The organism is Pseudoxanthomonas helianthi (genome assembly GCF_017939625.1).
Classification (GTDB): Bacteria; Pseudomonadota; Gammaproteobacteria; order Xanthomonadales; family Xanthomonadaceae; genus Pseudoxanthomonas_A; species Pseudoxanthomonas_A helianthi.
This window is the reverse complement of the sequence record NZ_JAGKTC010000003.1, coordinates 614,451-637,335: the sequence shown is the minus strand read 5'-3', so window position 1 is coordinate 637,335 and position 22,885 is coordinate 614,451. Positions and strand designations below refer to the sequence as shown.

General features: G+C 67.8%; 25 protein-coding genes. 18 read left to right on the top strand and 7 right to left on the bottom strand.

Annotated elements, in window-relative coordinates:
- The first annotated feature begins 40 nt into the window (after window positions 1–40).
- The 8 genes from J5837_RS14765 (at window position 41) to recO (ending at window position 7,514) form a co-directional block, all read left to right on the top strand.
- Complete coding sequence (locus tag J5837_RS14765) at window positions 41–1,552, top strand: DegQ family serine endoprotease (protein WP_210537519.1); 1,512 nt, start codon at window positions 41–43, stop codon at window positions 1,550–1,552.
- Between the two features lie 155 nt (window positions 1,553–1,707).
- Complete coding sequence (gene lepA, locus J5837_RS14760) at window positions 1,708–3,516, top strand: translation elongation factor 4 (RefSeq protein WP_210537518.1); 1,809 nt, start codon at window positions 1,708–1,710, stop codon at window positions 3,514–3,516.
- A 69-nt stretch (window positions 3,517–3,585) separates the two neighbouring features.
- The gene (gene lepB, locus J5837_RS14755; protein ID WP_210537517.1) at window positions 3,586–4,431 is read left to right on the top strand and encodes a signal peptidase I; all 846 of its coding nucleotides are present in this window, start codon (window positions 3,586–3,588) and stop codon (window positions 4,429–4,431) included.
- A gap of 26 nt (window positions 4,432–4,457) precedes the next feature.
- Complete coding sequence (locus J5837_RS14750) at window positions 4,458–4,841, top strand: DUF4845 domain-containing protein (RefSeq protein ID WP_210537516.1); 384 nt, start codon at window positions 4,458–4,460, stop codon at window positions 4,839–4,841.
- A 1-nt stretch (window position 4,842) separates the two neighbouring features.
- Window positions 4,843–5,502, top strand: coding sequence for a ribonuclease III (rnc, locus tag J5837_RS14745; RefSeq protein ID WP_210537515.1), 660 nt, complete (start codon window positions 4,843–4,845; stop codon window positions 5,500–5,502).
- Entirely contained in the window at window positions 5,499–6,392 is an 894-nt protein-coding gene (gene era / locus J5837_RS14740; protein ID WP_210537514.1) for a GTPase Era, read from the top strand. The genes rnc and era overlap by 4 nt, the downstream gene beginning before the upstream one ends.
- Window positions 6,389–6,784 (top strand): GFA family protein, encoded by a 396-nt coding sequence (locus J5837_RS14735; RefSeq protein WP_210537513.1) that lies wholly within the window; start codon window positions 6,389–6,391, stop codon window positions 6,782–6,784. The genes era and J5837_RS14735 overlap by 4 nt, the downstream gene beginning before the upstream one ends.
- A gap of 4 nt (window positions 6,785–6,788) precedes the next feature.
- Window positions 6,789–7,514: a DNA repair protein RecO gene (recO, locus tag J5837_RS14730; RefSeq protein WP_210537512.1), complete on the top strand. Its 726-nt coding sequence runs from the start codon at window positions 6,789–6,791 to the stop codon at window positions 7,512–7,514.
- A gap of 99 nt (window positions 7,515–7,613) precedes the next feature.
- On the opposite strand, the gene J5837_RS14725 is transcribed toward recO, so the two are convergent.
- Window positions 7,614–8,333, bottom strand: a complete 720-nt coding sequence (locus J5837_RS14725) for a response regulator (protein ID WP_210537511.1) — start codon at window positions 8,331–8,333, stop codon at window positions 7,614–7,616.
- A gap of 71 nt (window positions 8,334–8,404) precedes the next feature.
- Between J5837_RS14725 and rlmD the strand changes: the two genes are divergently transcribed.
- The 7 genes from rlmD to J5837_RS14690 all read left to right on the top strand — a co-directional run bounded on the left by rlmD (window position 8,405) and on the right by J5837_RS14690 (window position 14,349).
- Window positions 8,405–9,745 (top strand): 23S rRNA (uracil(1939)-C(5))-methyltransferase RlmD, encoded by a 1,341-nt coding sequence (rlmD, locus tag J5837_RS14720; RefSeq protein ID WP_210537510.1) that lies wholly within the window; start codon window positions 8,405–8,407, stop codon window positions 9,743–9,745.
- Window positions 9,746–9,859: 114 nt separating this feature from the next.
- Window positions 9,860–10,378 (top strand): CYTH domain-containing protein, encoded by a 519-nt coding sequence (locus J5837_RS14715; RefSeq protein WP_210537509.1) that lies wholly within the window; start codon window positions 9,860–9,862, stop codon window positions 10,376–10,378.
- A gap of 10 nt (window positions 10,379–10,388) precedes the next feature.
- Window positions 10,389–11,408: a beta-N-acetylhexosaminidase gene (gene nagZ / locus J5837_RS14710; protein WP_210537508.1), complete on the top strand. Its 1,020-nt coding sequence runs from the start codon at window positions 10,389–10,391 to the stop codon at window positions 11,406–11,408.
- Entirely contained in the window at window positions 11,408–11,971 is a 564-nt protein-coding gene (locus J5837_RS14705; protein ID WP_210537507.1) for a hypoxanthine-guanine phosphoribosyltransferase, read from the top strand. Before nagZ ends, J5837_RS14705 begins: the two co-directional genes overlap by 1 nt.
- 3 nt (window positions 11,972–11,974) lie before the next feature.
- The gene (locus J5837_RS14700; RefSeq protein WP_210537506.1) at window positions 11,975–12,721 is read left to right on the top strand and encodes an S-methyl-5'-thioinosine phosphorylase; all 747 of its coding nucleotides are present in this window, start codon (window positions 11,975–11,977) and stop codon (window positions 12,719–12,721) included.
- 82 nt (window positions 12,722–12,803) lie between these two features.
- Window positions 12,804–13,010, top strand: a complete 207-nt coding sequence (locus tag J5837_RS14695) for a cold-shock protein (RefSeq protein WP_210537505.1) — start codon at window positions 12,804–12,806, stop codon at window positions 13,008–13,010.
- 58 nt (window positions 13,011–13,068) lie between these two features.
- Window positions 13,069–14,349, top strand: a complete 1,281-nt coding sequence (locus tag J5837_RS14690; protein WP_210537504.1) for an FAD-dependent oxidoreductase — start codon at window positions 13,069–13,071, stop codon at window positions 14,347–14,349.
- A gap of 66 nt (window positions 14,350–14,415) precedes the next feature.
- Here the strand turns inward: J5837_RS14690 and J5837_RS14685 are convergent, their stop codons facing one another.
- Together J5837_RS14685 and J5837_RS14680 are read right to left on the bottom strand one after the other, a co-directional pair.
- Entirely contained in the window at window positions 14,416–15,714 is a 1,299-nt protein-coding gene (locus tag J5837_RS14685) for an acetamidase/formamidase family protein (protein ID WP_210537503.1), read from the bottom strand.
- 83 nt (window positions 15,715–15,797) lie between these two features.
- Window positions 15,798–16,229, bottom strand: coding sequence for a winged helix-turn-helix transcriptional regulator (locus J5837_RS14680; RefSeq protein WP_210537502.1), 432 nt, complete (start codon window positions 16,227–16,229; stop codon window positions 15,798–15,800).
- 48 nt (window positions 16,230–16,277) lie between these two features.
- On the opposite strand from J5837_RS14680, the gene J5837_RS14675 reads away from it, so the two are divergent.
- From J5837_RS14675 to J5837_RS14665, 3 genes are all read left to right on the top strand, one after another.
- Window positions 16,278–16,862, top strand: a complete 585-nt coding sequence (locus tag J5837_RS14675) for a hypothetical protein (RefSeq protein WP_210537501.1) — start codon at window positions 16,278–16,280, stop codon at window positions 16,860–16,862.
- Window positions 16,859–17,185, top strand: a complete 327-nt coding sequence (locus J5837_RS14670; RefSeq protein WP_210537500.1) for a putative quinol monooxygenase — start codon at window positions 16,859–16,861, stop codon at window positions 17,183–17,185. Before J5837_RS14675 ends, J5837_RS14670 begins: the two co-directional genes overlap by 4 nt.
- 72 nt (window positions 17,186–17,257) lie before the next feature.
- Window positions 17,258–18,883 (top strand): acyl-CoA dehydrogenase family protein, encoded by a 1,626-nt coding sequence (locus tag J5837_RS14665; protein ID WP_210537499.1) that lies wholly within the window; start codon window positions 17,258–17,260, stop codon window positions 18,881–18,883.
- Window positions 18,884–18,892: 9 nt separating this feature from the next.
- Here J5837_RS14665 and J5837_RS14660 read toward each other — a convergent pair whose 3' ends face one another.
- From J5837_RS14660 to J5837_RS14645, 4 genes are read right to left on the bottom strand one after another with little or no spacing between them, the layout of a single operon-like run.
- Window positions 18,893–20,665 (bottom strand): ABC transporter transmembrane domain-containing protein, encoded by a 1,773-nt coding sequence (locus J5837_RS14660; protein WP_210537498.1) that lies wholly within the window; start codon window positions 20,663–20,665, stop codon window positions 18,893–18,895.
- Complete coding sequence (locus tag J5837_RS14655) at window positions 20,665–21,255, bottom strand: IMPACT family protein (RefSeq protein ID WP_210537497.1); 591 nt, start codon at window positions 21,253–21,255, stop codon at window positions 20,665–20,667. Before J5837_RS14655 ends, J5837_RS14660 begins: the two co-directional genes overlap by 1 nt.
- Entirely contained in the window at window positions 21,252–22,220 is a 969-nt protein-coding gene (locus J5837_RS14650; protein WP_210537496.1) for a hypothetical protein, read from the bottom strand. The genes J5837_RS14655 and J5837_RS14650 overlap by 4 nt, the downstream gene beginning before the upstream one ends.
- The gene (locus J5837_RS14645) at window positions 22,217–22,771 is read right to left on the bottom strand and encodes an RNA polymerase sigma factor (protein ID WP_210537495.1); all 555 of its coding nucleotides are present in this window, start codon (window positions 22,769–22,771) and stop codon (window positions 22,217–22,219) included. The genes J5837_RS14650 and J5837_RS14645 overlap by 4 nt, the downstream gene beginning before the upstream one ends.
- Between the last annotated feature and the right edge of the window lie 114 nt (window positions 22,772–22,885).

Below are 22,885 nucleotides of genomic sequence, written 5' to 3'. Positions count from 1 at the left end.
CGCAATCCCTTCCGTTACCTCCAATCGAGGCATGCATTCGATGAACCCGTGTGTCCGTAATCCCCTGTTTGGCTTGCTGGTGCTGACCATGCCGCTTGCCGCCTGCGCGCGTCCGGCCGCCGACGCAGCGCCTGCTTCCGCCGCCATCGCCAGCACCATCGCGCAGAGCAGCGCGCCGCAGATCGTCACCGGCCTGCCGGACTTCACCACCCTGGTGCAGCAAGTGGGGCCGGGCGTGGTCAATATCGAAGCCAAGGTCACGCCGAAGAAGGTGTCGCGCCAGCAAATGCCCGACGACGAGGAAATGCCGGAATTCTTCCGCCGCTTCTTCGGTCCCGGCTTCCAGATGCCGGGACCGCAGCAACCGCGCGGCGGCATGTCGGCGGGCAGCGGCTTCATCATTTCGCCGGACGGTTACGTGCTGACCAACCAGCACGTGGTCGACGGCGCGGATACGGTCACGGTGAAGTTGACCGACCGGCGCGAATTCAAGGCCAAGGTCGTCGGCGGCGATCCGCAGTACGACGTGGCCCTGCTGAAGATCGATGCCACCGGCCTGCCGAGCATCCGCATCGGCGATTCCAACAAACTGAAGCCGGGCCAGTGGGTGGTCGCGATCGGTTCGCCGTTCGGCATGGACCACTCGGTCACCGCCGGCATCGTCAGCGCGGTCGGCCGCAGCCAGGGTGCGGACCAGCGCTACGTGCCGTTCATCCAGACCGACGTGGCGATCAATCCGGGCAACTCCGGCGGTCCGCTGCTGAACACCAGCGGCGAAGTGGTCGGCATCAATTCGCAGATCTTTTCGCGCTCCGGCGGCTACATGGGCATCAGCTTCGCGATCCCCATCGATCTGGCGATGGGAGCGGCGGAGCAGTTGAAGAAGACCGGGCGGGTCGAGCGAGGGCTTATAGGCGTGGGGTTGCAGCCTATCACCACGGAAGAAGCCAAAGGCCTGGGCATGTCCGACACGCGTGGTGCGTTGATTGGGAGCGTTACCGCCGGTGGCGCAGGCGAAAAGGCAGGGCTGGAACCAATGGATGTGATTCGGTCGGTTAACGGCAGGGAAATAGCGGATTACAGCGAGCTTCCGCCGATCATTGGCGCAATGCCGCCAGGAACCAAGGTCAAGTTGGGAGTTTTGCGTGACGGCAAATTGCGAAATGTCGAGGTCACGCTGACTGCCCTGACCGAGGACAACGTCGCCACCAATGGCGATGACTCCGACGATTCGACGCCCGGCGCGCCGGCCACAGCCACTTCGGACATCCTCGGCATCGCCGTGGCCGAGATTGGCCCCGACGTGCGCAAGCAACTCGGCCTGAAAGCGGGCGAAGGCGTGCGCATCATCGGCGTCGAAGGCGACTCGGCGATAGAAGCGGGGCTGCAACCGGGCCTGATCATCCTGCAGGTCGGCCGCACCCCGGTCGGCAGCGTGGCTGCGTTCAACCAGCAGTTGCGCGGGGTCAAGGCCGGCGACGTGGTCATGCTGCTGCTGCGCAGCCCGCAAGGCGGCACGCGCTTCGCGGCGGTGACCGCGGGCAAGGACTGAGTCGGATACCGTAGGAGCGGGCCTGCCGCGACGCCTTTTCTCGCGACCAAGCGGAAGAGCATCGCGGGCAGGGCCCGCTCCTGCCGCGACGGGGGAGGGGCCTGGCATGCGATAATGTCCCGTTCCCCCGACGACGGCCCGAGCCGCCGCCCCACATGTCTTCCGATTCGATGCGGAATATCCGCAATTTCTCCATCATCGCGCACGTCGACCACGGCAAATCGACCCTGGCCGACCGCATCATCCAGCTCTGCGGCGGCCTCGAGGCCCGCGAGATGGAAGCGCAGGTGCTCGACTCCAACCCGATCGAGCGCGAGCGCGGCATCACCATCAAGGCCCAGTCCGTCTCCCTGCCGTACAAGGCGAAGGACGGCCAGACCTACCAGCTCAACTTCATCGACACCCCCGGTCACGTCGACTTCAGCTACGAAGTCAGCCGCTCGCTGGCCGCCTGCGAAGGCGCGCTGCTGGTGGTCGACGCCGCCCAGGGCGTCGAGGCGCAGTCGGTCGCCAACTGCTACACCGCGGTGGAGCAGGGCCTGGAAGTGGTGCCGATCCTCAACAAGATCGACCTGCCCACCGCCGACATCGACCGGGCCAAGGCCGAGATCGAGGCCGTCATCGGCATCGATGCCACCGATGCGGTGGCGATCAGCGCCAAGACTGGCCTGAACGTGCCCGACGTGCTGGAAGCCATCGTCCAGCGCATCCCGCCGCCGAAGCCGCGCGACACCCCCAAGCTGCAGGCGCTGATCATCGACTCGTGGTTCGACAACTACCTCGGCGTGGTTTCGCTGGTGCGGGTGATGCAGGGCGAGATCAAGCCCGGCGACAAGCTGCTCGTGATGAGCACCGGTCGCACCCACCAGGTCGACAACGTTGGCGTCTTCACGCCCAAGCGCAAGGTGCTGCCGAAGCTGGGCGCCGGCGAGGTGGGCTGGGTCACCGCCAGCATCAAGGACGTGCACGGCGCGCCGGTCGGCGACACCCTAACCCTGGCGGGCGATCCGGCCCCGGGCCCGCTGCCGGGCTTCCAGGAAATGCAGCCGCGCGTGTTCGCCGGCCTGTTCCCGGTCGACGCCGAGGACTACCCGGCGCTGCGCGAGGCGCTGGAGAAGCTGCGCCTGAACGATGCCGCGCTGCGCTTCGAGCCGGAAAGCTCCGAGGCCATGGGTTTCGGCTTCCGTTGCGGCTTCCTCGGCATGCTGCACATGGAGATCGTGCAGGAACGCCTGGAGCGCGAGTACGACCTCAACCTGATCACCACCGCGCCGACGGTGGTGTACGAAGTCCTGAAGACCGACGGCACGGTCGTGTCGCTGGACAACCCGGCCAAGCTGCCCCAGACCAACCTGATCGAGGAAGTGCGCGAGCCGATCATCCGCGCCAACATCCTGACGCCGGAAGCCTACATCGGCAGCATCATCACCCTGTGCGAAGAGAAGCGCGGCAGCCAGATCGGCATCACCTACATGGGCAGCCAGGTGCAGATCGCCTACGAACTGCCGATGGCCGAAGTGGTGCTGGACTTCTTCGACCGGCTGAAATCGGTCAGCCGCGGCTACGCCTCGCTGGACTACCACTTCCTGCGCTTCCAGGCCGGCCCCTTCGTCCGTCTGGACACCCTGATCAACGGCGACAAGGTCGACGCGCTGTCGCTGATCGTGCACCGCAGCCATGCCGACCGCCGCGGCCGCGAACTGTGCGAGAAGATGAAGGACCTGATTCCACGGCAGATGTTCGACGTGGCCATCCAGGCGGCGATCGGCGCGCAGATCATCGCCCGCAGCACGGTCAAGGCGATGCGCAAGAACGTGCTGGCCAAGTGCTATGGTGGCGACATCACCCGCAAGAAGAAGCTGTTGGAAAAGCAGAAGGAAGGCAAGAAGCGCATGAAGCAGGTCGGCCGGGTGGAAATCCCGCAGGAGGCCTTCCTGGCAGTGCTGCAGGTGGACGGCAAGTAAGCTGGGACCGGGTCCGGCGCAAGCCGGTCGTGGTCCCGAATTCCCAATCGCGTTGCGAAGGAACATTAGATGGTCTGGTTCGAAACAATCCTCGTCGTGGTCACCCTGTTCACCGGCGTGGTCTGGCTGCTGGACAAGCTGTTCCTGGCGCGGCGCCGCAAGGCGCGCGGCGGGCTGCTCGATGAGGAACCGGTGCTGGTCGACTATTCGCGCGCGTTCTTCCCGGTGCTGGCCCTGGTGCTGGTGCTGCGCAGCTTCGTCGCGGAGCCGTACAAGATCCCGTCGGCATCGATGTACCCGAACCTGCACATCGGCGACTTCATCCTGGTGAACAAGTTCGCCTACGGCCTGCGCCTGCCGATCAACAACCAGAAGTTCATTCCGGTCGGCGAGCCCAAGCGCGGCGACGTGGTGGTGTTCCACTATCCGGGCTACCTGTGCCGGAACGGCGAGCAGGAAGTGCGCAGCCAGACCGGCGATTGCGCGATGCCGCAGCCGGTCAACAACGAGAACTGGATCAAGCGGGTGATCGGCCTGCCGGGCGACCGCATCGGCTTCGACGGCAGCGCGCTGTCGGTCAACGGCCAGCGCGTGGCCTACAAGCCGCTGGGGACCTACGAAGACCCGAAATCCGGGGTGCCGGGCGCGCAATTGCTGGAAGAGGGCCTGCCGGGCCGCAGCCACTGGATGCTGGAAAGCCAGGACCGGGTGCTGCCGCCGGGCGAATGGGTGGTTCCGGCCGGGCAGTATTTCGTCATGGGCGACAATCGGGATAATAGCGAGGACGGCCGTTTCTGGGGTTTCCTGCCGGAGACCGAACTTCGCGGCAAGGCTTTCCTGATCTGGCTCAATTGTTCCAACTGGTTCTGCAAGGACGGTTTCGATCCGTCGCGGATCGGCACCAAGATCAATTGAACGCACCGCAACCTGGGGGATTGGCAATGAAAAGCGCGCAAAGGGGCATGACCCTGCTGGGGTTCATCATCTGCCTGGCCATCGCCGGCGTCTTCGCCTACATCGGCATGAAGCTGGTGCCGATGTACACCGAGTTCTTCTCGGTCAAGGCGGCGATGAAGGACCTGGCCAGCCAGCCGGGGATCGTCGACCAGGACCCGGGCAAGATCAAGGACCTGTTCTTCCGCAAGCTGTACATCAGCTATTCGGACGACAACATCAAGCCGGAAAACATCACCCTGACCCGCCAGGACGGCGGCTGGAAGATGGAAGTGAACTACGAAGTGCGCAAGCCGATGATCGCCAACATCGACGTGGTCGGCCGCTTCAACCGCACCGAAATGCTGGCGCGCAAGAGCGTGGCGGACTGATTTGGAAGACCGGCTGCGACATCGCTTCGCCCGCCCCGAGTTGCTGGCGCAGGCGCTGACCCACCGCAGCGCCGGGGCGCCGCACAACGAAAGGCTGGAATTCCTCGGCGACGGCGTGGTCAACCTGCTGGTCGCCGAGGCGCTGTACCAGCGCTGGCCCAAGGCCGACGAAGGCGCGCTGACCCGCGCCCGCGCCGAGCTGGTGCGCGAAGCCGCGCTGGCCACCATCGCACGCGAGCTGCAATTGGGCGAACGCCTGACCCTCGGTCCCGGCGAGATGAAATCCGGCGGGCATCGCCGCGATTCGATCCTGGCCGACGCGCTGGAGGCGGTGGTCGCGGCGATCTACCTCGATGCCGGCTTCGAAGCCTGTCGCGCCGTGGTGCTACCGTGGTTCGAGGCGTCGATGGCCGCGCTGCCGGTCGGCAAGCCGGAGAAGGACGCCAAGACCCGCCTGCAGGAATGGCTGCAGGCCCGGCAGAAGCCGCTGCCGTCGTACGATCTGGTCGGCGAAAGTGGCGAGGAACACGCCAAGCTGTTCCAGGTGCGCTGCAGCACGCCCGAGCCGCCGCTGTCGGCCGAAGGCGAGGGCAGTTCGCGCCGCAACGCCGAACAGGCCGCCGCCGCGGCGATGATGGAATTGTTGAGCCAATCGAAATGAACGCATCCCACCGCGCCGGCAGCATCGCCGTCATCGGCCGTCCCAACGTCGGCAAGTCGACCCTGACCAACGCCCTGGTCGGGGCCAAGATCAGTATCGTCTCCAACCGCCCGCAGACCACGCGCCACCGCCTGCTCGGCATCGCCACGTTCCCCGAAGGGCAGATCGCCCTGGTCGACACGCCCGGCCTGCACAAGCAGCAGAAGACCGCGATGAACCGGGTGATGAACCGCGCCGCGCGCGGTGCGCTGGAAGGCGTCGATGCCGGCCTGCTGGTGGTCGAGGCCGGGCGTTGGGACGAAGAGGACACGCTGGCCTACAACGTGCTGTCCGACGCCGGCATCCCGGTGGTGCTGGCGGTCAACAAGGTCGACCGGCTGAAGGACAAGGGCGCGTTGCTGCCATTCCTGGCCCAGGTCAGCGAAGGTCGCAATTTCGCCGCGATCCATCCGGTGTCCGCGATGAAGCGCAACGGCCTGGAAGCCCTGGTCAAGGACCTGTTGAAGGCGCTGCCGGAAGCGCCGCCGATGTTCGGCGAAGACGAGATCACCGACCGCAGCGAGCGTTTCCTCGCCGGCGAACTGGTGCGCGAGCAACTGATGCGCCAGCTCGGCGCGGAACTGCCTTACGCGACCACGGTGGAGATCGAGCGTTTCGCCGAGGATGGCGAACTGCTGCGCATCGGCGCAGTGATCTGGGTCGAGCGCGATGGGCAGAAGGCCATCGTCATCGGCAAGGCCGGCACGCGCTTGAAGGAAATCGGCGCCAAGGCGCGCCTGCAGATGGAGCGGCTGTTCGGGCGCAAGGTGTTCCTCGAGACCTGGGTGCGCGTGCGCGAGGGCTGGTCGGACGACGAAGCGGCGTTGAAGGCGTTCGGCTACGGCGAATGACCGTGGCGGAAGCGGCGGCGATGCGGGATTCGGGAAAGCGCGAGCGGAAGACGCATGCCGGCAGTTGCCATTGCGGTGCGGTGCGCTTCGAGATCATCAGCGATTTTCCCGAGCTCACCACCTGCGACTGTTCGATCTGCCGGCGCAAGAACGCCTTGATGGTGAAGGTCCACGAAAGCGATTTCCGCCTGCTGTCGGGCGCGGAATCGCTGGCGGAATACCGGTTCCATACGCATACCGCCCGGCATTATTTCTGCAAGACCTGCGGCATCTACCCGTTCCATCGCAAGCGGGTCACGCCCGATTACTACGGCATCAACGTGTTCTGCCTGGAGGACTTCGATCCATCGGGCATCCCGGTGCGGGCGACCGTGGGCGCGGGCATGCCCTGAGCCGATGCGCATCGCCGCCGAACCCGCCTTCGTCCTGCACGCGCGCGCCTGGCGCGAAACCAGCCTGCTGGTCGAGGTGTTGAGCGCGGAGCACGGCCGCGTCGGCATCGTCGCGCGCGGAGTGCAGGGGCCGAAGAAGCATCTGCTGCGCGCCGCCTTGCAGCCGCTGCAGCACATTCGTTTCGACGCCGTGCAGCGCGGCGAGCTGGCGCAACTGAATGCGGCCGAGGCGCTGGATGCCGCGCCCAGGCTGACCGGCGACGCGGCCCTGGCCGGGTTCTACATCAACGAGCTGGTGCTGCGCCTGGCGCCGCGCCACGATCCGCATCCGGAGCTGTATTCGGCCTACGCGGCCACGCGCGAACGCCTGCGCGAAGGCGGAGCGCTGGCCTGGACCCTGCGCCGCTTCGAACGCGACCTGCTCGAGGCGCTGGGCTTCGGCTTCGACTTCAGCCGTGACGGCGACGGCGCCGAAATCGATCCGGCCGCGCGTTACCGGCTCGACCCCGAGCACGGGCCGCGGCGCTTGCTCAGCGATCGCGGGCATGACGAGCGCAGCAGTGCCGCAACAGGTCGGGCCTTGCTCGCATTGGCTACCGACGCGGCGCCCGAGCACGACGACCTCGCCAGCCTGCGCCTGCCGATGCGCGGCGTGCTGTCGCACCACCTCGGCGCGCGTGGGTTGAAGTCGTGGGAGATGATCGGCGAGTTGGGGCGTTTGAAGAAGTAGGCTTGGTTCACGTCGTCGATACGTCATCGTCGTGGGAGCGACGTGAGTCGCGAACAAGCCGCCACGATCTCGCCGAAAGGCTTCGCGACTTACCGGTGGCTACGCCACCACTCCCAAAACGGAGTGGATCGTCGATCGTGTGGCTTCTTCGAATGCGTCAAGCAGTTCCGCGTTGCTCGGTGATTCGCTCAGCCTGCCTGCGGCTGCCTGCAAGCGCACCGCACCGACGAAACCGCTGCTGGCCTTCAGTCGATGCAATTCGCCTCGCGCGGCCTCGGTGTCGCCGGAGCGCAGCGCGGCGGCGATGCGTTCGCACTGGCCCGGCAGCTCGGCGAGGAACAGGGTGCGGAGTTGCTCGACCGCGCTGCGATTGCCATTCAATGCCGTCATTGCCGCGTCGTCGTCCCATAACGGCAGAACGGCAACGCCGTCGTTCCCTGGCGTCGGGGACGGGGCGGGCGAGGAGAAACCCAGGAGCGAACGGACTTTCGCCTGCAGCGCCACGGCGGCCACCGGCTTGACCACCACGCCATCGAAGCCGACTTCGCCCAAGCGCTGCGCCAAGGCGGGGGAATCGTCGGCGGTGTGGGCAAGTGCGGGTGTCGCCGCCGATTTCGCGCGCAACAGCGCCAGCAGGGTGGCGCCGCTGCCATCGGGCAGGTTGGCGTCGATCAGCCACAAATCGTGGTCCGGTGCCGCGGCTTGCGCTTCGGCCATCGACATCGCCGTTTCGACCGTCGCCGGCAGCGCTTCCAGCGCGGCGCGCAGGAAGGCCAGGCTGACCGGATCGTCTTCCACCAACAGCAAGCGCGGCTTCATGGCCGAAGTTTAAGGCGCGCGGCCGCATCTGCGACAATAGCCGGCCTTGTTTCGCCCGCAGCCCCCGCCACGTGGCCAGAACCCGCGCCCCCCGCATCGACAAGACCCCGTTCGAAGCCGAAATCACCGACCTGAGCCATGACGGCCGCGGCGTCGCCCGCCGCGACGGCAAGGCTGTGTTCGTCGCCGGTGCGCTGGCCGGTGAGCGCGTGCTGGCCGAACAGACCGCCAAGAACCGCCACTTCGACGAGGCCCGCACCCTCGAAGTGCTGCAGCCGTCGCCGGACCGGGTCGAACCGCGCTGCCCGCATTTCGGCACCTGCGGCGGCTGCGTGCTGCAGCACCTGGCCGAAGACAAACAGATCGACGCCAAGCAGCGCGTGCTGCTGGAGAATTTCGAACGCATCGGCCACGTCAGGCCGGAGACCGTGCTGCCGCCGCTGACCGGCGCCAGTTGGGGCTACCGGCGCAAGGGCCGCTTCTCGGTCCGCCGCGTCGAGAAGAAGCAGAAGACCCTGGTCGGTTTCCGCGAGCAGGATCCGCGCTTCGTCGCCGACCTGTCGGTGTGCCATACGGTGATACCGCAGATCGGCGAGCGTGTCGCCGACCTGGCCACGCTGGTCGATGGCCTCGATGTGCGCGCGGACATACCGCAGATCGAATTCATCGCAGGCGACACCACGGGTGAATTCGACGGCGTTGCCCTGGTGTTCCGCCATCTGCAGCCGTTGGGCGAGAAGGACAAGGCGGCCCTGGTCGAATTCGGCAAGAAGCATCGCTTCGCGATCTTCCTGCAACCCGGCGGCGTCGAGAGCGTGCATCCCTTGTGGCCCGACGCGCCGGAGCTGGCGTTCGGTTTGCCGGCCTGGAATGTGGAGCTGGCGTTCCGTCCGCTGGATTTCATCCAGGTGAATGCCGCGCTGAACGAGAAGATGATCGCGCATGCGTTCCAACTGCTGGATCCGCAGGCGCAGGATCGCGTGCTGGACCTGTTCTGCGGGCTGGGCAATTTCACCCTGCCGCTGGCGCGGTTGGCGGGCGAGGTGGTAGGCGTGGAAGGCGAGGCCGGCCTGGTCGCGCGGGCGCGCGACAATGCGCAGCGCAACGGGCTGGGCAATGCGCAGTTCTTCGCCGCCGACCTGACCCAGGACCAGCGCGGCACGCCGTGGATGCGCGCCGGTTTCGACAAGCTGCTGCTGGACCCGCCGCGCTCGGGCGCGATCGAAGTGTTGCAGCAGCTGCCGCTGAAACAATTCGGCCGCATCGTCTACGTCAGCTGCCATCCCGGCTCGCTGGCGCGCGATGCCGGCTACCTGGTCAACGAGCAGGGCTTCAGGCTGAAGGCGGCCGGGGTGATGGACATGTTCCCGCACACCGCGCACGTCGAGAGCATCGCGTTGTTTGAGAAATAGAAGCGAGGACTGGACGCGGATCAGGGTCGATGACACGGATAAAGCAATAGTCCAGAGTGCTTTATCCGTGTCATCCGCGTAATTCGTGTCAAATGGCTTTTCGGGATCGAAGTGATGGGTATCGAAATAGAAAGAAAATTCCTGGTCACCGGCGACGCATGGCGCGCAGCCGCGCACAGGGTCGTGGCGATGGCGCAGGGCTACCTGAACGACATCGACGCGGTCGAAAGCGGCGCGCAGCGCGCCTCGGTGCGGGTGCGGATCGAAGGCGACGAGGCGCACCTGAACCTGAAGTCGCGCGAACTGGGTCACACCCGGCAGGAGTTCGACTACGTGATCCCGGTCGCCGACGCAAGGGCCATGCTGGCGCTGTGCACCGGCGGGCTGATCGACAAGCGTCGCCACTACGTGAACCACGCCGGCCACCTGTGGGAAGTCGACGAGTTCCTTGGCGAAAACGCCGGCCTGGTGGTCGCCGAGATCGAGCTGGATTCGGCCGACGAAGCCTTCGAACTGCCCGCATGGGCCGGTAAACAGGTGACCGACAGCCTGCGCTATTACAATCTGGCCCTGGCCGCGCGCCCGTACTCGCGATGGAGCGAGGAAGAGCGCAACGCCGCCGACATTCCCTGAAGGAACCCGCATGCTGTTGATTGGCGTCTCCGGCCACGAACTCACCGGACAGGAACGCGACTGGCTGCAGCACGATGCCGTCGCCGGCGTGGTGTTGTTCGGGCGCAATTTCGCCTCGAAGCAGCAGGTCGGCGAGTTGTCCGCGGCGATCCGCGAAGCCGCGCCGCGTCCGCAGCTGATCTGCGTGGACCAGGAAGGCGGGCGCGTGCAGCGCTTCCGCGAGGGCTACAGCAAGCTGCCGCCGTTGCAGGTGCTGGAAGCGGTCTATGCGCAGGATCCGCAACGTGCCCTGGCCCTGGCCGAGGAACATGCGTGGCTGATGGCCAGCGAAGTCCGCGCCAGCGGCGTCGACCTGAGCTTCGCCCCGGTGGTCGACCTGGCCCGCGGCAACCGCGCCATCGGCGACCGTGCCTTCGCCGCCGATCCGCAGGTCGTCGCCGAATTCACCCGTGCCTACGTGCGCGGCATGCACGGCGTCGGCATGGCGGCGACGCTGAAGCATTTCCCCGGCCACGGCACCGTGCTCGAGGATACCCATCACGACGTCGCGATCGACCCGCGTCCGCTGCAGGCGCTGCGCGACGCGGACCTGGTGCCGTTCGTTGCCGGCATCGATGCCGGCGCGGATGCGGTGATGATGGCCCACGTGGTCTATCCGCAGGTCGCGCCGGAGCCGGCGGGCTACTCGCCGCGCTGGATCAACGAGATCCTGCGAAGCGAGCTGGGCTTCCGTGGCGTGGTGTTCTCCGACGACATCAGCATGGCCGCGGCGCATTCGGCCGGCGGCATCGGCGCGCGCATCGATGCCCACCTCGATGCCGGCTGCGACGTGGTGCTGGTCTGCCACCCGGAAGCGGTCGAAGAATCGCTGGCCACCATCGAGGGCCGTCGCCTCAACACCGCCGCGCTGCTGGGCCTGATTGGCCGCGGTGCGCTGGGCTGGGACGGCCTGCTGGCCGATGCGCGTTACGACGCGGTGCAGGGCTCGCTGACCGCAGCGAGAGAACTATCCAAGGGAAATATCGCCTGATGAATCCTCTGAACGAATATCCGCTGCGGGATGCGCTGCGCGGCGCGGAACTGGTCGTCGACCGCGGCCGCATCGATGCCGCCATCGCCCGCATGGCCGAACGCATCGCCGCCGATTACGCCGGCGAGGTGCCGGTATACCTGACCATCATGCACGGCGCGTTGCCGTTCGCGGGGCAACTGGCGCTGGACCTGGGCGGGCACGGCATCGACCTGACCTTCGACTACCTGCATGCCACGCGCTATCGCGGAGAGACCAGCGGCGGCGAGCTGGTGTGGAAGCACCGCCCGGCCACCGCGCTGTACGGCCGCCGCGTACTGCTGGTCGACGACATCCTCGACGAAGGCCACACCCTGCTGGCGGTGAAGCAGTGGTGCCTGGAGCAGGGCGCCACCGACGTGCGCATCGCCGCGCTGGCCACCAAGGCGCACACACGGGTCGTCGAAGGCATCGCCGCCGACTACGTCGGGCTGGAAGTCCCGGACCGCTACGTGTTCGGTTTCGGCATGGACTACCACGAGCAGGGCCGCAACCTGCCCGGCATCTACGCATTGAAGGGCTGAGTCGTGAGCGAAATCCGCTTGGCGGTGATCGGCGGCACCGGCGTGTACAAGCTGGCGCAGCTCGACGGCGTGGAAACCCGCGAAGTCGCCACGCGCTTCGGCGCGCCTTCCGGCCCGGTGCGGATCGGCAGGCTGCTGGGGCAGAAGGTGGCCTTCCTCGCCCGCCATGGCGAAGGCCATTCGGTGCCGCCGCACCTGGTCAATTACCGCGCCAATCTCGCGGCGCTGAAGGAAGCCGGTGCGACCCGCGTCTTGGCGCTGAATACCGTCGGCGGCATCACCGAGCGCTTCGGTCCGCGCGTGCTGGCCTGCCCGGACCAGCTGATCGATTACACCTGGGGCCGCATCTCGACGATCTGCGAAGAACCCGGCAGCGAGGTGATCCATGTCGATTTCGGCGAGCCGTATACGCCGTTGCTGCGGCGCAAGCTGCTGGCCGCCGCGCGCGTCACCGGCGCTCGCGTCGTCGATGGCGGTTGCTATGGCGCCACCCAGGGTCCGCGGCTGGAAACCCGCGCCGAAATCGGCCGCCTGCGCCGGGATGGTTGCGACCTGGTCGGCATGACCGGCATGCCGGAAGCCGGGCTGGCGCGTGAACTGGGTCTCGATTACGCCTGCCTGGCGATCGTCGCCAACTGGGCCGCCGGCTGCGGCGATGAAGAGGAAATCACCCTGGCCGAAGTGCTGGCCAACGTCGACGCGGCTTCGGCCGGTTTGCCGGAACTGATCGCAGAACTGGCACGCGGGTGATTGTCAACGCGCGCGGGGCTTTGCATACTCCGGCGTGCGGCTCGCCGCGCCACCACCACCATTCGAAGGAAGCAACACAATCATGCCGTACGGTACCGTGAAATGGTTCAACGATGCCAAGGGATTCGGGTTCATCGCGCCGGAAGACGGCAGCGCCGATGTCTTTGCGCATTTCTCCGCAATCAACTCGAAGGGTTTCCGCAGCCTGCAGGAAGGCCAGCGGGTCAGCTACGAAGTCACCCAGGGCCCGAAGGGCGCCCAGGCTTCGAACATCACGCCGGTCGCCTGAACCGACCCGGACGATGTCAGAACCCCGCTTCGGCGGGGTTTTTTTTAGCCGGGCAGACATGAACAAACCGCTCGACATCGCCATCGTCGGTTACGGCACCGGCGGCCAGGCGGCTGCATTGCTGCTGCAGCGCGACGGCCATCGCGTGCACGTGTTCGAACGCGTACCGGACCCGGGCCCCGTCGGCGCCGGCTTCCTGTTGCAACCGACCGGCCTGCAGGCGCTGTGGCGGATGGGTTTGCTGCACAAGGCGCTGGTGCACGGCGCGCCCGTACGCCGCCTGTTCGGCGAAACGCCGTGCGGGCGCGCGGTGATGGACATGCGCTATGCCGGGCTGGATGCGCGTTTGTTCGGCCTGGGCCTGCAACGCGGCGCCTTGTTCGGCCTGCTCGATCGCGCGTGGCGCCGCGAAGGGAACCTGCATGCGGGCGTGCGCATCGTCCGGGTCGACGAAGGCGAAGGGCGGCTGTTCGACGAGCGGGGCGGATCGCACGGTCCTTTCGACCTGGTGGTCGCCGCCGACGGCTCGGCGTCGCAGCTGCGCCAGCAGATCGGCGGCGAAAAACTCGATCGCGCCTATCCGTGGGGCGCGCTGTGGTGCCTGCTGCCCGCCGGCGAATGGCCGCATCGCAGCGAACTGCGCCAGCGCTACGTGGGCGCGCGCAAGATGATCGGCCTGCTGCCGGTCGGTTCGCGGCCCCGCGACGCGACGCCACGGCTGAGTTTTTTCTGGAGCCTGCCAACCGCGGCTTTCGAACACTGGCATGCGCGCGGCATCGAGGCGTGGCGCGAGGAGGTCGCGGCGATCTGGCCGCAGGCCGGCGAGCTGCTGCACGGCGTCGTCGAACCCGCGCAACTGGCCCGCGCCAGCTACCGCGATGCGGTGCTGCCGCGCTGGCATAGCGGCCGCATGGCATTGCTCGGCGATGCCGCGCATGCGATGAGCCCGCAACTGGGGCAGGGCGTCAACATGGCCCTGCTCGACGCGGAGGCACTGCGCGACGCGTTGCGCGCGCAATCCGGAGTCGCCGCGGCCCTGGCCCAGTACCAGGCCATGCGCCGCCGGCACGTGGCGATCTATCAGTTCTGGAGCCGATGGCTGACGCCGCTGTTCCAGTCGGAGCGCGATTGGATCGCGAAGACCCGCGACGTCGCGTTCCTGCCGCTTGGGCGCCTGCCCGGCGGGCGCGGCCACATGCTCCGCGTGCTCAGCGGTACCCAGCAGGGGCTGTTCGGCCAATGGAAGCTGGCGCCGGAATTCATCGAGGCGATGGCGTCCGTCATGCGGGAGGGAGAACCTGGTAGCCACGCGGCGTCGATGGCCTCCGCTTGCGACTGAGTGGGTGACTGCCGCCGTACCCGGGGAAATCCGGGGCGGTCTTGCGGCGCACACCCGAAGCGAAACTCACGGTCGTTTTTTCGCAGCGGGCGGCAGGCGCGCCTTGGGCATCTTCGCCGCCAACCCGACGTTGCGCCCCGCCAGCGTGGCGACCCGGTATTCGACGCTGGTGCCCAGCAACTGCGCGGCCTCGGACAGGCTCAGCCCGTAATCCTGCTGCAGCCACTGGACCAGGCCGGTGGTCGCCACGCGCAAGGCATCGTCGAGGGAACCCGCTTGGCCGAGGGTCATCAATGCGGTCGGCGACTCCACCCGCGGCATGCCGATCTGCTTGCCCTTGACCAGGTCGACGGTGAATACGACGTCCATCGAGGTTTCCAGCGCGTACTGGGTGGTCTCGCCATCGCCTTGCGCGGCGTGCGCATCCCCCAGGTACAGCAGTGCGCCGGGCTGGGAGACCGGCAGGTAAACGGTGTTGCCTTCGACCACTTCGTTGAAGTCCATGTTGCCGCCGAAACGTCCGCTGTCGCCACTGGACATCGCTGGCCAGCCGAATCCGGGGGCGACGCCCAGCCCGCCCAGCATCGGCCGCAACGGCACTTCGAGCCCGCGCAACGCGTCGGCCTTTTCGGGGCGCGCTACGCCACGTGCAGGATCGAGCAGCCAGCGCCGCGGCTTGCCCAGGGCGGTCGTCTTCGCCGCCAGCGATTGCCCCTGCGCACGGCCGACGATCCCGTCCAGGCTGTCGGCATAATCGCGGTTGGTGCGCAGGCGCTCGATCTTCACCACCAGGGTGTCGCCGGGTTCGGCGCCGGCCACGAAGAACGGCCCGTTCTGTGGATTTCCGAACAGTGCGCGGGTGATGCCGTGCTCGTCGACGCCGCCCGAATCCAGGGTGCGCGTATGCACCGAATCGCCCGGCCAGATGGTCAGCACCGGTGCGCGATGCGGGCTGAATTCGTTCGCGTATCCGTCAGGAACGAATTCGCGGCGCTGCGGCCCGCCCGCGGGCCGTTGCGGAATCCGCCGGGCATGGAAAGCGTGGACGACGCGCCGCGACTCATCGTTGGGATCGGGGAAATCGGCATTGCCGGACAGATCGTCGCCCGACACCTTGCCGGAGAAACGGTACTGCTTGCCGTGCGCATCGGTGGAAACGAACTCGACCGCGTCGCCATGCCTGCGCCCTTGCAGCGGATCGCCATCGATCTTGCCGTGCAACAGCTCGCCGTCGTGCACCAGATCCATCGACTGATAGGCCGGATTGCCCCACAGATCGATGGTGACGAGCCAGTTCTGCGCCGACGTCGCGGCCAGGACGGAATGCGGGACCAGCAATAACAGCACCAGGAGCCATGCGCGCATTGTGTTCTTCCTGCCGTAGGAGATGCCTACGGTAGGGATGCGTCGCGGCCGGAAAGCGTCGCAGCGCCGCGGTTCGTTGCGGCTTATGGAGCCGGAATGATGTCCCCGGTCTCAATCGCCGCATCGCACGCCATCGCCTGCGCCGGTACACGCCCCTCGTTGCGCTGCAGGTGCGCCTCGCCCCAGATGCGGACGGCTTCCACCACCGGCAACACGCTGCGACCGTAGGAGGTCAGTGCGTAGGCGACGGGAGCGGGTACCGGGCCCAGCGGCATGCGTTCGATGAGCCCGTCCGATTCCAGTTCGCGCAATTGCTCGGTCAATACCTTGGGCGAGATCGGGGCGGCGCGTCGATGCAGCGAGGAAAAATGCGATTCCTCGCGGCCGATCCAATAGAGCAGGGTGAGCTTCCACTTGCCGCCGAAGGCGGCGAATGCCGCGGCCAGCGGGCAACCCGGAAGCGGATTGGCGCGCGCCGGGCGAAGGTACTTACCCGCAGGTGCGTTCTTGAACATGGTTTTCCAGCCGGTTATCCATGGGCCTGGTCGAATGGAGGGCAACTCGTGCGCGGCGATATCGGACTGTTTCGTGTATTCACCGGGGCGGCGCTCGCAGCCGCGCTTGCGCTGCCGCTCGCGGGCCATGGTAGCGAAGCCGCGAAGGCGGCGACTGAACGCGATGGCCGGCACGATTTCGATTGGGAAATCGGCACCTGGAAGACCGAGTTGCGTCGCCTGGTCCGGCCGCTTTCCGGTTCGAATGAATGGGCCGAGTACACGGGCACCACGGTCGTGCGCAAGGTGCTGGACGGAGCGGCCAACCTGGTCGAACTGCGAGTGCAGGGCCCGGCGGGGCGCATCGAAGGCGCCAGCCTGCGCCTGTACAACCCGCAAGCCCGGCAATGGGGCCTGCACTACGCCAGCATGCGCAGCGGCGCCTTCACCCGCCCGGTCTTCGGTGCGTTCGACCACGGGCGCGGGGAGTTCTACGGCACCGAAGTCATGGACGATGGGCGCGAAGTCATGGTCCGCTTCGTCATCACGGCGACGAGCGCGGATTCGGCGCAGTTCGAGCAGGCCTATTCGGCCGACGGCGGGAAACACTGGGAGGTGAACTGGCTCGCCACGGATACCCGGGTGCGGCCGTGAATGCCGTGGAGGAAGACGCCCAGCTTGCGTCGGATCCGACCCTGGATCTGTTCGCGACGCTCCACGCCAGGCCGGGTCGTGCGGATGAGGTAAGGCGCGCACTGGAGACGGTGCGTGCGCCCACCCGCCGGGAGCCGGGCTGCATCGCCTTCGACTGCTTCGCATCGATCCGCGATGCCGACGAGTTCTGCATCCATTCGCGCTGGCGCGACCTGGCCGCTTTCGAACGCCATGCCGCGCTGCCGCATACCGTCGCGTTCCTGGCGCAAATGCACGACCTGCTCGATCCGGCGCTGAGGATAGCGCTGGCGCAACGCATGTAGTCACGACGCGGCCGCGGGTTATGGCGTAAATTCCAATCCTGACCGATTGGATGCAGGTACAGCGCAAGCGCCATGGACCGTTTCGAAACCCATCGCGTCGACAACCAGCCGCCGCCGTTCGAACCGCGCGACCTGTGGGCCGACGACGTCGTGCTGCGCAATGCGGTGGAGCGCGAAGGCGCGTCGTCGTTCGCCGCGCGGATCGCGGTCTACGCTGCGCTGGCCGGCGACGAGTTGTACCGGATCGGCTTCGACGCCAACCGCGACAGGCCGCGGCTGAAGACCCACGACCGTTATGGTCATCGCATCGATGCGGTCGAGTTCCATCCGGCCTATCACCGCTTGATGGAAGCGGCGAAGACCCATGGCGTCGCCGGACTCTCCTGGCACGAAGCGCAAGCCGGCAGCCACGTGGCTCGGGCGGCGCTGTGTTATTTGCACAACCAGGCCGAAGCCGGTACCAGCTGCCCGCTGACGATGACCCATGCCGCCGTGCCGGTACTGCGCCGGGAACCGGCGCTGGGCGAATGGGCCGACAGGGCGGCCGCACCTTTGTACGACCCGCGCGACGTGGCCATCGGCGAGAAGGCCGGCATCACCGTCGGCATGGGCATGACCGAGAAGCAGGGCGGGTCCGACGTGCGCAGCAATGCGACCGTGGCGAGGCCGCTGGCGGCTGACGGCGAGTATTCGCTGGTCGGGCACAAATGGTTCTTTTCCGCACCGATGAGCGATGGCTGGCTGGTGCTGGCGCAGGCGCCGGGCGGGCTGAGCTGTTTCCTGCTGCCGCGACGGATGCCCGATGGCGCGAAGAACGCCTTCCGGTTGCTGCGGCTGAAGGACAAGCTCGGCGACTGGTCCAACGCATCGTCCGAAGTGGAATTCACCGGTGCCTGGGCACGGCGGATCGGCGACGAGGGGCGCGGCGTGGCGACGATCATCGAGATGGTGATGCTGACCCGGCTCGACTGCATGCTCGGATCGGCGGCGACGATACGCATGGCCGTGGCGCAGGCGATCCACCACGCGCGCCATCGTCGTGCGTTCGGAAAGCCGCTGGCCGGACATGCGCTGATGCGCAACGTGCTGGCTGATTTGGCGCTGGAGTCCGAAGCCACCACCGCGTTCGCGTTGCGCGTGGCCGGCGCGGTGGATCGCGCGCCGCACGATGCGGGCGAGGCGGCATTCGCCCGCGTCGCCACCGCCATCGGCAAATACTGGATCTGCCGGCGCGCGCCGGCCGTGGTCAACGAGGCGCAGGAGTGCCTCGGTGGGGCCGGTTACATCGAGGAATCGGTGCTGCCGCGGCTGTATCGGCAGGCGCCGCTGAATTCGATCTGGGAAGGCAGCGGCAACATCCAGTGCCTCGACGTGCTGCGCGCGCTGGCGCGGGAGCCGGAGGCGGGCGAGGCGCTGCGAGCGCGGCTCGAGGCGGCACGCGGCTGCGATCCGGCGTACGACCGGACTATCGGCACGATTGCGGAAGCCGTCGCTTCGGGACTGATCGACGAAGCGTCGGCGCGGTATTGGGTCGAACGGCTTGCGTTGGCCCTGCAGGCTTCGGTGCTGGTGCTCGCGGACAGTCCCGCGGCGTTGCCGTTCATCCGCAGCCGGCTTGGCGGCGAGCATGGTTTGGCGCTCGGCACTTTGCCCGGCAACGTGGATTTCACCGGATTGATCGAACGCGCGCTGCCATAGCGCCGCCGATCAATCGATGAACTGCAATCGCGCCAGTTCGGCGTACAGCCCGCCCTGGGCGAGCAGTTGTTCGTGCGTGCCCTGGGCGACGATGCGGCCCTTATCCATCACCACGATGCGGTCGGCCTTCAGCACGGTGGCGAGGCGGTGGGCGATGACCAGGGTGGTGCGGCCCTGCATCAGCCGCTCCAGCGCGTTCTGCACCGCGCGTTCGCTTTGCGCGTCGAGCGCGGACGTCGCTTCGTCCAACAGCAGGATCGGCGCGTCCTTGAGCAGTGCGCGGGCGATGGCGATGCGCTGCTGCTGGCCGCCGGACAGGCGTGCGCCGCGTTCGCCGAGCTGTTCGTCGTAGCCGTTGGGCAGGGCCATGATGAAATCGTGCGCTTCCGCCGCGCGCGCCGCGGCTTCGACTTCGGCATCGCTGGCGTCGAGCCGGCCATAGCGGATGTTGTCGCGCGCGCTGGCGGCGAAGATCGTCGGCGCCTGCGGCACCAGAGCGATGGCTTCGCGCAGGGCGACGGGATCGAGCGTGCGCACGTCGCTGCCATCGACCGCGACCCTGCCGGCCTCGGGGTCGTGGAAGCGCAGCAGCAGCGAGAACACCGTGCTCTTGCCGGCGCCGGACGGGCCGACCAGGGCGACGGTTTCGCCGGGCGCGACCTGCAGGTCGAAACGTTCCAGCGCGGCGGTGTCCGGGCGCGAAGGGTAGTGGAAGATGACGGCGTCCAGCTCCAGTTCGCCGCGCAACGACTGAGGCAATGCCCGCGGGTGCGCAGGCGCGGCGATGCCGACGCCTTCGTCCAGCAGTTCGGCGATCCGGCCCATGCCGCCGGCCGCCTTCTGCAATTCGTTCCAGACTTCGGCCAGCGCCGCTACCGAACCGCCACCGAACAAGGCGTACAGCACGAACTGGATCAGGGTGCCGGCGCTCATGCGGTGGGCGACGACATCGTGCGCGCCGGTCCACAGCACCAGGGTGATCGCGCCGAAGAACAGGGTGATCGTGCTGCCGGTCATCAACGCCTGCGCGCCGATGCGGCGGCGTGCGGCGCGCACCGTGTTGGACACGGCTTCGGCGAAGCGGCCGCGCTCGTAGCCTTCGCGCGCATGCGCCTGCACCGTGCGCACCGCGCCGAGGGTTTCGGTCGCCAATGCGTTGGCGTCGGCCACCCGGTCCTGGCTGGCGCGGGAAATGCCGCGGATGCGCCGCGAGCCCAGCACCACCGGCAGTACCGCCAGCGGGATGCCCAGCACCGCCCATGCGGCCAGGCGCGGACTGGTCACGAACAGCATCGCCAGCGCGCCGATCGCGGTGATGCTGCTGCGCAGGGCGATGGACATGACGCTGCCGACCACGTTGCGGATCAGTTCGACGTCGGCGGTCAGGCGCGAGACCAGGTCGCCGCTGCGGTTGCGCTCGTGGAAGTCCACGTCGAGGCCGATCAGGTGGCCGTACAGGCGGTTGCGCAGGTCGGCGACCACGCGTTCGCCCAGCAGCGAGACGAAGAAGAAGCGCGCCGCGGTGCCGACGGCGAGCACGACGGCAACGCCGAACAGCAGCAGGAAGGCGCGGTCGATGCCGATCGCGCTACCGCTGCGGAAGCCTTCGTCGATCATCGTCCGGAACGCGACCGGCAGGCTCAGCGACGCCGCCGAGGACACGCCCAGCGCCGCCAGCCAGCCGAGGAACAGGCCCAGGTGCCGGCGCACGAATGGCCACAGCGCACGCAGGCTGCCGAGCCGGGCCTTCGGCTTGGTCGGTTCTTCGGGAGAGGCGGACATCAGGCGTCGCTTTGTTCGAATCGCACCCGGTCACGGGTGGCGTCGCGCAGGTGGATTTTCAAGGCTTCGACCCGGTCGGCGGGCAGGCGCAGGCTGAGCCGGGCGCCGTTTTCGTTGAAATCCTCGGACAGTTTCTCCGCCGCGTGCGCGGCCAGCGCCGCATGCACATTGCCGAGTTCGTCGAAGGGGCTGCTCAGCGCGACCTCGCGCATCGCGATCAGCGCACGGCGTTCGGCGCGGCGCAGGCATTCGGCCGCGGCGCCGCCGTAGGCGCGGACCAGGCCGCCTGCACCAAGCTTGATTCCGCCGAACCAGCGCGTGACCACCACGATCACCTGGTCGTAGCCCTGGCCATCGATCGCGGCGAGGATCGGCCGGCCGGCGGTGCCGGAGGGCTCGCCGTCGTCACTGGAACGATATTCGGCGCCGATCCGATAGGCCCAGCAATTGTGCGTCGCGGCCGGGTCGCCCACGGCCTGCACGAACGCCAGCGCCGCCTCCGGCGTGGTCGCCGGCGCGGCGTGGGCGATGAAGCGGCTGTGCTTGACTTCGGTTTCGAGCGTCGCCGGCGCGGCCAGGGTGTCGCTCATTCCTTCAACAGGTCGCGCAGTTCGGGGGGGAGGGTCGCGCGCGGATACTTTTTCACGAACAGGCGCAGGCTCTCGCGCGCGCCATCCGTGTCGCCTTGCATGCGACGCAACTCGATGCGGTGCAGCCAGGCGCGTTTCGACAAGCGCGTGTCCGCTTCGACCTCGATGCCGAGGACATCAGTCTCGTCGACCCGGCTGCCGGAAACGACGACGCTGTCGAGCGTGGCGTTGTCGTTGGCGACGGCCTTGGTAGCCGCACCTGTCTCCGCGAGCGGCGCGGATGCTGCTTCGGCGGCATAAGCCTCGTTGCGCGCGGCGGCGGGGGCGGGCGCGGCGGGCGAGAAAGCACGCTGCGCCTGCGCGGCGGCGGGCGCCAGCAAAGGAGCGGATTCCGTAGGCTCGGGCGCGGGCGCAGGCGGAGCGGGAGGCGCGGGTGGCGTCGGAAGGGAAGTCACGATGCCGGTCGCACGGGGCTCGGCAACCTCCACGGGTGGCGCTTCGCGCATCAACACGACTGCCGGCTCGGCAGGCGACGGCAAAGGCCGAGCCTTCGCCGGGGCCACGGCTTTCGCCGGAGCCGGCTTGGCAAGCTCGGGGGCGGCGATGGGCTCGACCGCAGGCGTCGCAGCAGCTGGGACGGCGGCATCGGCCGCTTCGGCATTGCTTTCCATTATCACCGCACGCGCAGGCGCTTCGCCGACCTGCATGCGGGCCTCATGCCGGGGCAGCAGCTGCCAGCCGATCCCCGCGGCGATCAGTACCGATGCCGCGAGCCCGGCGAGCGCAGGCCAACGTCGCCGGCGTGCCGGCGCGCGGGCGGGGCCGCGTGCCACCGCGCCATGCGCGGCGGCGAGGATCTTCGCGTCCAGCGCCGGCGAGGGCTCGCCATGCGGACCGACGCGGCCGAGCAGGGCGGCAAGCTCGCGCTCTTCGGCGTCCAGCGGTTCGATGGGCCTGTTGTTCATTCGCTCAACCTCGCGCGCAGCTTGTCCATCGCGTAACGCAGCCGCGACTTGACCGTTTCCCGGCCCACGCCGGTGATTTCGCCGATTTCCTCCAGGGTCAGCTCCTGTTCCAGCCGCAGTTGCAGCACCACGCGCTGGTCGTCGGGCAGCTCGGCCAGCGCCAGTTGCAGGCGCCGCCGCTGCTCGAATTCGCTCAATTGCCGTTCCGGCGTGTCCGGGTCGGGCACGCGCGCCGCGCGCTCGTCGGCGTCGACGGGCGCGGGCGGGCGGTGCTGCTGCGCGCGCCAGTGGTCGCCCAGCCGGTTGTGGGCAATGCGGAACAGCCAGGCGCCGAATGCCGCCTCCGGCTTCCAGCCCTCGCGCGCGGCGATGACGCGCTGCCACACGTCCTGGAAGAACTCGTCGGCCAGCGCCGGTTCGCGCACCTGCCGCAACAGGAACCGGTACAGCGGCCCGCGATGGCGTGCGTACAACTGCTCGAACGCCGTCGCATCGCCGGCCGCGTAGGCCAGCATCAGCGCTTCGTCGACCGGTTCCGCGGCGTCGTTCATCCGCCACAGCCTACCGGCATGGCCGGCATAGGCAAAGCGCCCGGGCCCTGACCTGAATAGGGCACAGGACACGTTCTCAAGCAGAATGGCCAGGTTGGGCAATGGGGACATCAC

Coding starts and splice junctions, on each gene's coding strand:
- J5837_RS14765 (WP_210537519.1), top strand. CDS start 41: ATGAACCCGTGTGTCCGTAATCCCCTGTTTGGCTTGCTGGTGCTGACC.
- lepA (WP_210537518.1), top strand. CDS start 1,708: ATGTCTTCCGATTCGATGCGGAATATCCGCAATTTCTCCATCATCGCG.
- lepB (WP_210537517.1), top strand. CDS start 3,586: ATGGTCTGGTTCGAAACAATCCTCGTCGTGGTCACCCTGTTCACCGGC.
- J5837_RS14750 (WP_210537516.1), top strand. CDS start 4,458: ATGAAAAGCGCGCAAAGGGGCATGACCCTGCTGGGGTTCATCATCTGC.
- era (WP_210537514.1), top strand. CDS start 5,499: ATGAACGCATCCCACCGCGCCGGCAGCATCGCCGTCATCGGCCGTCCC.
- J5837_RS14735 (WP_210537513.1), top strand. CDS start 6,389: ATGACCGTGGCGGAAGCGGCGGCGATGCGGGATTCGGGAAAGCGCGAG.
- recO (WP_210537512.1), top strand. CDS start 6,789: ATGCGCATCGCCGCCGAACCCGCCTTCGTCCTGCACGCGCGCGCCTGG.
- J5837_RS14725 (WP_210537511.1), bottom strand. CDS start 8,333: ATGAAGCCGCGCTTGCTGTTGGTGGAAGACGATCCGGTCAGCCTGGCC.
- J5837_RS14715 (WP_210537509.1), top strand. CDS start 9,860: ATGGGTATCGAAATAGAAAGAAAATTCCTGGTCACCGGCGACGCATGG.
- nagZ (WP_210537508.1), top strand. CDS start 10,389: ATGCTGTTGATTGGCGTCTCCGGCCACGAACTCACCGGACAGGAACGC.
- J5837_RS14705 (WP_210537507.1), top strand. CDS start 11,408: ATGAATCCTCTGAACGAATATCCGCTGCGGGATGCGCTGCGCGGCGCG.
- J5837_RS14695 (WP_210537505.1), top strand. CDS start 12,804: ATGCCGTACGGTACCGTGAAATGGTTCAACGATGCCAAGGGATTCGGG.
- J5837_RS14690 (WP_210537504.1), top strand. CDS start 13,069: ATGAACAAACCGCTCGACATCGCCATCGTCGGTTACGGCACCGGCGGC.
- J5837_RS14685 (WP_210537503.1), bottom strand. CDS start 15,714: ATGCGCGCATGGCTCCTGGTGCTGTTATTGCTGGTCCCGCATTCCGTC.
- J5837_RS14680 (WP_210537502.1), bottom strand. CDS start 16,229: ATGTTCAAGAACGCACCTGCGGGTAAGTACCTTCGCCCGGCGCGCGCC.
- J5837_RS14665 (WP_210537499.1), top strand. CDS start 17,258: ATGGACCGTTTCGAAACCCATCGCGTCGACAACCAGCCGCCGCCGTTC.
- J5837_RS14660 (WP_210537498.1), bottom strand. CDS start 20,665: ATGTCCGCCTCTCCCGAAGAACCGACCAAGCCGAAGGCCCGGCTCGGC.
- J5837_RS14655 (WP_210537497.1), bottom strand. CDS start 21,255: ATGAGCGACACCCTGGCCGCGCCGGCGACGCTCGAAACCGAAGTCAAG.
- J5837_RS14650 (WP_210537496.1), bottom strand. CDS start 22,220: ATGAACAACAGGCCCATCGAACCGCTGGACGCCGAAGAGCGCGAGCTT.
- J5837_RS14645 (WP_210537495.1), bottom strand. CDS start 22,771: ATGAACGACGCCGCGGAACCGGTCGACGAAGCGCTGATGCTGGCCTAC.